The following is a 9,303-nucleotide window of genomic DNA, read 5'->3' on the forward strand; positions in this document are numbered from 1 at the left end:
TCGTCACCCGATGCCAGGGATGAGGGAGATGAGCATGTCGATGAGCTTGATGCCGATGAACGGGGAGACCAGGCCGCCCAGTCCGTAGATCAAGAGGTTGCGGCGGAGCATGGCGTCCGCGCTCATCGGCCGGTAGCGCACGCCCTTGAGGGCGAGCGGCACCAGGGCCACGATGATCAGCGCGTTGAAGATGACCGCCGAGAGGATGGCCGACTCGGGCGAGGTCAGGCTCATGATGTTGAGCTTGTCCAGGCCGGGGTAAGCCACCGCGAACATCGCCGGGATGATGGCGAAGTACTTGGCGACGTCGTTGGCGATCGAGAAGGTCGTCAGGGCGCCGCGCGTGATGAGCAGCTGCTTGCCGATCTCGACGATCTCGATGAGCTTGGTGGGGTTGGAGTCCAGGTCCACCATGTTCCCGGCCTCCTTGGCGGCCGAGGTGCACCCGTGATCATGACGGTCTTGATGCCCATGGCGCGCAGCTCGTCGAACCGCTCGCGCATGCCCTCCTTGACGACGTCCTTGAGGTGGATGACGCCGAGCACACGAGCGACGCTCTTTCCCTCCGGGAGGCGCTCCTCCACGGCGACGAGCAGCGGGGTGCCGCCCGCCTGCGAGATGTCGTCGGTGAGCTTGCGGGCGTCCTCGGCGACCGTGCCTCCCTGCTCCTCGACCCAGGCGATGACCGAACCGGTCGCGCCCTTGCGGACCTTGCGGCCGTCCACGTCGACGCCGGACATCCGGGTCTGGGCCGTGAACGGGATCCACTCGGCGCCCACGAGCTCGCCCTCGTGGCGCTCGCGCAGGCCGTACTTCTCCTTGGCCAGGACGACGATCGAGCGGCCTTCGGGCGTCTCGTCGGCGAGCGAGGAGAGCTGGGCGGCGTCGGCGACCTCGGCGGCCATGGTGCCCTTGACGGGCACGAACTCGGCGGCCTGGCGGTTGCCGTAGGTGATGGTGCCGGTCTTGTCGAGCAGCAGCGTCGAGACGTCGCCCGCGGCCTCCACCGCGCGCCCGGACATCGCCAGGACGTTGCGCTGCACCAGCCGGTCCATGCCCGCGATGCCGATGGCGGACAGCAGCGCGCCGATGGTGGTCGGGATGAGGCAGACGAGCAGCGCCGCGAGGATGATCATCGACTGCTCGGCGCCCGCGTAGATCGCGAACGGCTGGAGCGTGATGACGGCCAGCAGGAAGACGATCGTCAGCGAGGCGAGCAGGATGTTCAGCGCGATCTCGTTGGGCGTCTTCTGCCGGGCGGCGCCCTCGACCAGGTTGATCATCCGGTCGATGAAGGTCTCGCCGGGCTTCGTCGTGATCTTGATGACGATGCGGTCGGAGAGGACCTTGGTGCCGCCGGTGACCGCCGAGCGGTCGCCGCCGGACTCGCGGATGACCGGGGCCGACTCGCCGGTGATGGCCGACTCGTCGACCGAGGCGACGCCCTCGACGACGTCGCCGTCGCCCGGGATGATGTCGCCGGCCTCGCAGACGACCAGGTCGCCCACGCGCAGCTCGGTGCCGGGCACCGACTCCTCGGTGTCCCCGTTCAGCCGCCGGGCCACCGTGTCGGTCTTGGCCTTGCGCAGGGTGTCGGCCTGGGCCTTGCCGCGGCCCTCGGCGACCGCCTCCGCCAGGTTGGCGAAGAGCACGGTCAGCCACAGCCAGACGGTGATCGCCCAGCCGAACCAGGAGCCGGGGTCCTTCAGCGCCAGCACGGTGGTGACCACCGAGCCGATCAGGACCACGAACATGACCGGGGCCTTGACCATCACCCGGGGGTCGAGCTTGCGGAAGGCGTCCGGCAGCGACTTCAGCAACTGCGCGGGGTCGAAGAGGCCGCCGGAGACCCGGCCGGACTCCGGGGCCTGCGGCTGGATGTCCTCCTCGGACGGCGTACGGACAGGGGTGGTCGTGCTCATGAGAGTCCCTCCGCCATCGGGCCAAGGGCCAGGGCCGGGAAGTAGGTCAAGCCGGTGATGATCAGGATCGCGCCGACGAGCAGGCCCGCGAAGAGCGGCTTCTCCGTGCGCAGGGTGCCGGCGGTCTCGGGGACGGGCGTCTGCTCGGCGAGCGAGCCGGCCAGCGCCAGGACGAAGACCATCGGCAGGAAGCGGCCGAGCAGCATGGCGAGGCCGATCGTGGTGTTGTACCAGGGCGTGTTGGCGTTCAGGCCGGCGAAGGCGGAGCCGTTGTTGTTGGCGCCGGAGGTGAACGCGTAGAGGACCTCGGAGAAGCCGTGGGCGCCGCTGCCGTCCACCGAGTTGCCCTTGACGTTCAGGATCGACCCGGGCGGCGAGGACAGCGCCATGGACAGGGCGGTGAAGCCCAGCACGAGGGTCGGGGTGATGAGGATGTAGCACGCGGCGAGCTTGATCTCGCGGGTGCCGATCTTCTTGCCGAGGTACTCGGGCGTCCGGCCGACCATCAGGCCCGCGATGAAGACCGCGATGATCGCCATGACGAGCATGCCGTAAAGGCCGGAGCCGACGCCGCCGGGCGCGATCTCGCCGAGCATCATGCTGAGCAGCGTGAGGCCGCCGCCGAGGCCGGTGAAGGAGGAGTGGAAGGAGTCCACCGCACCGGTCGAGGTGAGCGTCGTGGTGGTGGCGAAGATGGCCGAGGCGCCGACGCCGAAGCGCTGCTCCTTGCCCTCCATCGCGCCGCCCGCCGCCTGGAGCGCGGCGCCGTGGTGCGCGTACTCGGTCCACATCATCAGGGCGGTGAAGCCGAGCCAGATGACGCCCATCGCGGCCAGGATCGCGTAGCCCTGCTTGACGTTGCCGACGAGCTTGCCGAAGGTGCGGGTCAGGGCGAAGGGGATGACAAGGATCAGGAAGATCTCGAAGAGGTTGGAGAAGGCGTTGGGGTTCTCGAACGGGTGGGCGGAGTTGGCGTTGAAGTAGCCGCCGCCGTTGGTGCCGAGCTCCTTGATGACCTCCTGCGAGGCCACGGCGCCGCCGTTGACCTGCTGGGTGCCGCCGGTGAGCTGCCCGATCTCGTGGATGCCCGAGAAGTTCTGGATCGCGCCGCAGGCGACGAGGACGGTCGCGCCGATCACGGAGAGCGGGATCAGGATGCGGACGGTGCCGCGCACGAGGTCGGCCCAGAAGTTGCCGAGCTCGCCGGTGCGGGAGCGCGCGAAGCCGCGGACGAGCGCTACGGCGACGGCTATGCCGACGGCCGCGGAGACGAAGTTCTGCACGGCGAGGCCGAGCGTCTGGACGGCGTGGCCCATGGCCTGCTCGCCCGAGTACGACTGCCAGTTGGTGTTGGCGACGAACGAGGCGGCGGTGTTGAACGCCTGGTCCGGGCTGATCGCGGTGAAGCCCAGCGACAGCGAGTCGGGAAGGACGCCCTGGATCCGCTGCAGGAGGTACAGGAAGAGGACGCCGGCGACGGAGAAGGCGAGGACGCCGCGCAGGTACGCGGGCCAGCGCATCCCGGCGTCCGGGTCGGCGCCGATGGTGCGGTAGATCAGCTTCTCGGCGCGCAGGTGCTTCTCGGAGCTGTAGACGCGGGCCATGTAGTCGCCCAGCGGGCGGTAGGACAGCGCCAGCGCCGCGACGAGCGCGAGGAGCTGGAGAACTCCGGAGAGTACGGGGCTCATATCTGTGCTCAGAACCTCTCCGGGAAGACGAGGGCGAGGATCAGGTAGCCCAGGAGGGCGACGGCCACGACCAGGCCGACGATGTTCTCGGCAGTCACAGCTTCGTCACCCCCTTGGCGACGAGAGCCACCAGCGCGAAGACCGCGAGCGTGGTGACGACGAAGGCCACGTCGGCCATCGTGTGCTCCTAGAGAGGGTTCGGATATGAACGGACCATCACAGGAAACCGTTCGCGGACCCTCCCGGGCGCTCCGTTGACGCCCTCTATACGGCCATTAGCGCCCCCTTGACGGAATCCATACGGATACGCCTTTGACCTGCAAAAACGCCGCTGGGCCGCAACCCCGGTCAGGGGTTGCGGCCCAGCGGAAGGCCGTAATCCAGCCGCCGGCGAGGGTGTTCGCCGGTGGCTGCGAGCGTCCGTCAGCGCACTTCGGTGATCTCCGGACCGCGCTCCAGGCGGTCCACGCCGCCCGCGAAGCGCGAGCGGTCGTCGTCCTGCTGCTGCAGGCCCTCGGCGACCATCTGGGCGTCCTCGGGCAGCTTCAGGACGATCGGGTCGCGCGGAGCCATCGGGGACTCGCCGCGGACGACGACGGTGTCCCGGAAGATCTGCTCCAGCAGGCCGGCGGTCTGCGGCTGCACCGCGCCCTGGCCCGAGATCACGCCGCGCAGGAACCAGCGCGGCCCGTCACACCCGATGAAGCGCACCATCTGCACGCCCTGCGTGCCGTCCGGCAGCGCCACCGGCACCTGGGCCCGCAGCTCCCAGCCGAGCGGCCCCTGGACCTCGTCCACGACACCGCCCTGCTGGGTGATGCCGGAGGCGATCTCCTCGCGGACCTCGCCCCAGATGCCCTCGCGCTTGGGGGCGGCGAAGCCCTGCAGCTGCACGGCGCTGTCGCGGAGCACGACGGTGGCGGCGACGATCGCGTCACCGGCGACCTCCACGCGCAGCTCCATGCCCTCGACACCCGGCACGAACAGACCGCCCAGGTCGACCCGGCCCTCGGCGGGGTCGCGGACCTCGGAGAGGTCCCACGGCCCGTCGGGGCGCGGCTCCGGCTCCAGCCGGACACGGCTCTCGGCCGCGGAGTCCGACGCGGCCGGCGACTCCTCAGCCAACTCCTCGGAGGTCACGTCGTCGGGACGGGAATCCTCGACCACGTCCTCACTGCGCTTGCGGCGACGACCGAACACGTCACTGTCCTTCCCGGTCGCTGGCGACCGAAGCGAATCCATACCCCACGGCAGCGTGGCCACCGGTGGACCCGAAGCCCCCTTCGGCCCGTGCCGAGCCCGGAAGCTCCGCCACCTCGTGGAAGCGGACCTTCTCTACTTGCTGGACGACCAACTGGGCGATGCGGTCGAACCTCTCGAACCTGACGGTCTCCCGCGGGTCCAGATTGACCACAATCACCTTGATCTCTCCACGGTACCCGGCATCGATGGTCCCTGGGGCATTCACCATGGAGACTCCGCACCGGGCGGCGAGGCCCGAACGCGGGTGCACGAAGGCGGCGTAGCCGTCCGGCAGCGCGATGGAGACGCCCGTCGGCAGCACCATCCGCTCCCCCGGGGCCAGCGCGGCGGCCTCGGTGGTCACGAGGTCGCAGCCGGCGTCGCCGGGGTGGCCGTAGGAGGGGAGGGGCACCTCGGGGTCCACTCGGCGGATGAGGACGTCCAAGGGTTGACGCGTCACGGGTTCACCTCGAAAGCTCGCGCGACCTTCACCTGGTCGGGGTTGGCCAGCGTGGCCTGGATCTCTGCGGGACGGCCGTGCTCGATGAAGTGGTCGACCTTGACCTCGACGAACACCGCCTCGGCACGGAGCGCGACCGGGCCCTCGGGCCCGCCGATCCGGCCGGTGGCCGCGGCGTAGATCTTACGGCCGTGCACGGCCTTCACCTCGGCCCGCAGGTGCAGCACGGTGTCCACCGGCACGGGCAGCAGGTAGTCCGTCTCCAGCCGGCCGGTCACCGCGATCACCCGCAGCATCCAGCCCAGCGCGCTCAGCGTCTCGTCCAGCGCCGTCGCCAGCACCCCGCCGTGGGCGAGGCCGGGGGCGCCCTGGTGGGCATCCTTCACCCGGAACTCCGCGGTGACGCACACCCCGTCGCCGGCCCGCACCTCTACGTGCAGCCCGTGCGGGACACCGGGGCCGCAGCCGAAGCAGTACTCGTAGTGCGACCCGATGGTCTCGCCGGGCGCGGGCGCGTCGGGGTGCCGCACGGGGGGCACAGCCCCTTCAGGCGGCGTCAGCGCTGTCGTTCGTCCACTCACAGGGGCTGACCTTACCCGCGAGGGCCGGGCCCGGTCCCGCTCGTGTCAAGCTTGGGCCCATGCAGGCTTACGAAGAACGTCTCACCGCGCCCCGTTCCTGGTGGTTCATCGCGCTTCTGGCCGGGGTGGCGATGGCGCTGATCCTGCTGCCTCTGGGAACGGTGCCGATGCTCGGCGGTCTCGTGGGCGGCGGCGCCCTCGCGGCGGTCGCCGTCAGCTCCTACGGCTCGGTGCGCATCCGCGTGGTGGGCGGCACGCTGATCGCGGGCGACGCCCGGATCCCTCTGGAGGCGCTGGGGACGCCGGAGGTGCTGGACGCCGAGGAGGCCCGCGCCTGGCGCACGTACAAGGCCGACACCCGGGCCTTCATGCTGCTGCGGGGCTACGTGCCCACGGCGCTCCGGGTCGAGATCACCGATCCGTCCGACCCGACGCCCTACGCCTACCTCTCCACGCGCTCTCCCGAGCGGCTGGCCGCCGCGCTGACGGCGGTGCGGGCTTCCTGACGGGCGGCTGCGCTACGGGCCCGCCGGCTTCCTGACGGACGACTTTCCACGGGCCTGCCGGCTTCCTGACCGGCTGCTGCGTTCCACGGGCCCGCCGAGGGGCTTTCCGGCGGTCCGGGGGCCGGGCGTCCGGGCCCGGCCCGCGGGCCGCTACGCGAGCGGGAGGGGGCCTTCCGGGCCCCCGGGGAGCGCTTCCCACGGCACCTGCCGGGCGCGCAGGTCCTTGCGGACCTTGGCCGCGAGCCTTCTGGTGTCGCGGCGGTTCATCACCGCACCCACGGTCGCGCCGATCATGAAGGGCGTGAGGCTGGGGAGGTTGCGGAACGTGCGCTTGAGGATCTGCTGGCGCAGCTCGCGCCTCATCTGGACGCCCAGAGCCGCGTTGACGGTGGTGGGGGCCGTGACGTCGATGCCGCGCTCGTCGGCCCAGGCGGCCAGATAGGCCAGGGAGCGCTGGCTGAGGGTGCCGGGGGCCCGCAGGCCGTACACCTCGTGGAGCTCGGCGATCAGCTTGAGCTCCACGGCGGCGACGCCGGCGATCTCGGCCGCCAGCTCGGCGGGCATCGCGGGCGGCACCGGCAGCATCGCCGCGGCGCCGACTCCGGCGCCCACGGTGGACGTGCCGTGGGCCGCGCCCGCCACCAGCTTGTCGGCGAGCTCCTCCGGGCCGAGGCCCGGGAACTGGGCCCGCAGCGTCGCGAGGTCGCGCACGGGGATGCGCGGGGCGTTCGCGATGATCCGGTCGGCAAGGGCGGTGAGACCCGCCCGTGCTCCCCGGCCGCCCCTGGCGGCGCCACGGCCGACCGCAGCGGCGAGCGAGGCCGTGCGGCCCCGCTCGACGTGAGTGCCGGCCGTGTCACCAGAGGCGGGTGCGTCCTGCGGTGCGGCGTCCCGGCCTGGCCCGGTGGTCAGCTCGGGCTGTCCGGAGCGCCGCTTCCGGAAAGGGTTCGAGCCTGCCATCGCAGACCCGGTCCTCAGTCGCAGTCGCGGCAGATCGGCTGGCCGTTCTTCTCGCGAGCCAGCTGGCTGCGGTGGTGCACGAGGAAGCAGCTCATGCAGGTGAACTCGTCGGCCTGCTTGGGCAGGACCCGGACGGCCAGCTCCTCATTGGAGAGGTCCGCGCCGGGCAGCTCCATGCCCTCGGCGGCCTCGAAGTCGTCCACGTCGACGGTCGACGCCGACTTGTCGTTCCGGCGGGCCTTGAGTTCTTCAAGGCTGTCCGAGTCGACGTCGTCGTCGGTCTTGCGTGGGGTGTCGTAGTCCGTTGCCATGTCGCTCTCCCCCTCTGGGTGTCTGCGGTGTCTCCAGCGCACGTAACGCGTGAGAGGCCGGACTTGTGCCCGACCCGAGGCGGAGATTTTGCCTCACATCAAGGTCTGTTACTCAATCGACACCCAACCGCACACCTGAAGAGGTGATGGGGATGGATGGCGAACCGGACCGTACACGGTCCGGATGCCGCGTGCGGATGCGCCATCACGTGTACTTCCCGTGATCAGGACCTGCAGAAACCCCCATTTTCCCGGCGTTCCGGCGAGTCCATCGATCACGGAGAGTGGATGGCCGGAAGTTTGCCTGTGTGAGCGATTCCACACATCCACAGCAAGGGGCGGAACGTGAAAATTCCGCCCAAAGCGAACCTACGGCCGCCCTATTCTCGCAGAAATTTTCACGTGGGCAGGACCACCCTCATGATCAACCCGCCGCCCTCGCGCGGCACCGCGGTGATCCGCCCGCCGTGCGCGCGGGCCACCGAGCGCACGATGGACAGACCCAGGCCGACACCCTTGTCGCTGCCCGTGCGCTCCGTGCGGAGCCTGCGGAACGGCTCGAAGATGTTGTCCAGCTCGTACGCCGGGACCACGGGACCGGTGTTCTCCACCACCAGCACCGCCTGACCCGGCTGGGCCTCGGTGGTGACCTCGACCCAGCCGTCCGGCGCGTTGTAGCGCACGGCGTTCTGCACGAGGTTCAGCGCGATCCGCTCCAGCAGCACGCCGTTGCCCTGGACCACCGCGGGCTGCCGCGTGCCGCGCAGCTCCACGCCCTTGCCCTGGGCCTCCGAGCGCGTCTGGTCCAGCGCCCGGGACGCCACCTCGGCCAGGTCCACGGGCTTGCGGTCGACGATCTCGTTGTCGCTGCGGGCGAGCAGCAGCAGGCCCTCCACCAGCTGCTCGCTGCGCTCGTTCGTGGCCAGCAGCGTCTTGCCGAGCTGCTGGAGCTCCGGCGGCGCACCGGGGTCGGAGAGGGTGACCTCCAGCAGCGTGCGGTTGATCGCGAGCGGCGTGCGCAGCTCGTGCGAGGCGTTGGCCACGAACCGCTGCTGCGCGGTGAAGGCCCGCTCCAGCCGGTCCAGCATCTCGTCGAAGGTGTCGGACAGCTCCTTCAACTCGTCCTCCGGCCCGCCCAGTTCGATGCGCCGGGAGAGGTCGGTGGCGGCCACCCGGCGGGCGGTCCGCGTCATCCTGCCCAGCGGCGAGAGGACCCGGCCCGCCATGGCGTAGCCGAAGGCGAAGGCGATCACGGCGAGGCCCAGGAGGGCGAGCAGGGAGCGCTTGAGGAGGCCGTCGAGGGCGATGGCGCGCTGGTGCTCCATGCACAGCCGCAGGCCGTTCATGAAGGCGTCGCTGTTGGTCGCGGAGCCCTGGGGCAGGCTCCGGCAGCTGGCGCTGGTCTCGACGTTGGCGTTGAGGATCCGGAACGGCAGCTGGTTGCCCTGGGTGAGGGCGTCGGCGGCCAGCAGGTAGATGATCGTCAGCAGCAGGACGCCCGCCATCAGGAACATCCCGCCGTACAGCAGGGTCAGCCGTATCCGGATGGTGGGGCGCAGCCAGGGGAACGGCCGCACGACGGGCTGCCGCGGGTCCCAGGTGGGCTTGGGGGGCGCTGCGGGGGGTGCGGGCG

At 70.6% G+C, this 9,303-nt stretch carries 9 protein-coding genes and 1 pseudogene; 1 reads left to right on the top strand and 9 read right to left on the bottom strand.

Annotation, left to right across the window (positions count from 1 at the left end; translation table 11 throughout):
- Positions 1–3: 3 nt before the first annotated feature.
- From kdpB to IF61_RS0110925, 6 genes and pseudogenes are all read right to left on the bottom strand, one after another.
- Positions 4–1,922, bottom strand: a pseudogene (gene kdpB, locus IF61_RS32255) (potassium-transporting ATPase subunit KdpB).
- Positions 1,919–3,610: a potassium-transporting ATPase subunit KdpA gene (kdpA, locus tag IF61_RS0110900; protein ID WP_030366101.1), complete on the bottom strand. Its 1,692-nt coding sequence runs from the start codon at positions 3,608–3,610 to the stop codon at positions 1,919–1,921. The pseudogene kdpB and the gene kdpA overlap by 4 nt, the downstream one beginning before the upstream one ends.
- An 8-nt stretch (positions 3,611–3,618) precedes the next feature.
- On the bottom strand, positions 3,619–3,708 hold the full coding sequence (kdpF, locus tag IF61_RS34050; protein ID WP_043188605.1) for a K(+)-transporting ATPase subunit F: 90 nt from the start codon (positions 3,706–3,708) through the stop codon (positions 3,619–3,621).
- Positions 3,709–4,033: 325 nt separating this feature from the next.
- Positions 4,034–4,810, bottom strand: coding sequence for a DUF3710 domain-containing protein (locus tag IF61_RS0110915; RefSeq protein ID WP_030366102.1), 777 nt, complete (start codon positions 4,808–4,810; stop codon positions 4,034–4,036).
- Between the two features lies 1 nt (position 4,811).
- Positions 4,812–5,312: a dUTP diphosphatase gene (gene dut, locus IF61_RS0110920; RefSeq protein ID WP_030366103.1), complete on the bottom strand. Its 501-nt coding sequence runs from the start codon at positions 5,310–5,312 to the stop codon at positions 4,812–4,814.
- On the bottom strand, positions 5,309–5,893 hold the full coding sequence (locus tag IF61_RS0110925) for a PaaI family thioesterase (RefSeq protein ID WP_030366104.1): 585 nt from the start codon (positions 5,891–5,893) through the stop codon (positions 5,309–5,311). The genes dut and IF61_RS0110925 overlap by 4 nt, the downstream gene beginning before the upstream one ends.
- A gap of 59 nt (positions 5,894–5,952) precedes the next feature.
- Here IF61_RS0110925 and IF61_RS0110930 point away from each other — a divergent pair, with 59 nt between their 5' ends.
- Positions 5,953–6,399, top strand: a complete 447-nt coding sequence (locus IF61_RS0110930) for a DUF3093 domain-containing protein (protein WP_030366105.1) — start codon at positions 5,953–5,955, stop codon at positions 6,397–6,399.
- A 150-nt stretch (positions 6,400–6,549) separates the two neighbouring features.
- On the opposite strand, the gene IF61_RS0110935 is transcribed toward IF61_RS0110930, so the two are convergent.
- The 3 genes from IF61_RS0110935 to IF61_RS0110945 all read right to left on the bottom strand — a co-directional run.
- Complete coding sequence (locus IF61_RS0110935) at positions 6,550–7,359, bottom strand: hypothetical protein (protein ID WP_030366106.1); 810 nt, start codon at positions 7,357–7,359, stop codon at positions 6,550–6,552.
- Positions 7,360–7,373: 14 nt separating this feature from the next.
- Positions 7,374–7,670: a DUF4193 domain-containing protein gene (locus tag IF61_RS0110940; protein WP_030366107.1), complete on the bottom strand. Its 297-nt coding sequence runs from the start codon at positions 7,668–7,670 to the stop codon at positions 7,374–7,376.
- A 398-nt stretch (positions 7,671–8,068) separates the two neighbouring features.
- Positions 8,069–9,303 (bottom strand): sensor histidine kinase (locus tag IF61_RS0110945; RefSeq protein WP_030366108.1); only part of this gene is annotated, 1,235 nt, incomplete at its 5' end.

This window comes from Streptomyces roseoverticillatus (genome assembly GCF_000719265.1).
Taxonomy (GTDB): Bacteria; Actinomycetota; Actinomycetes; order Streptomycetales; family Streptomycetaceae; genus Streptomyces; species Streptomyces roseoverticillatus.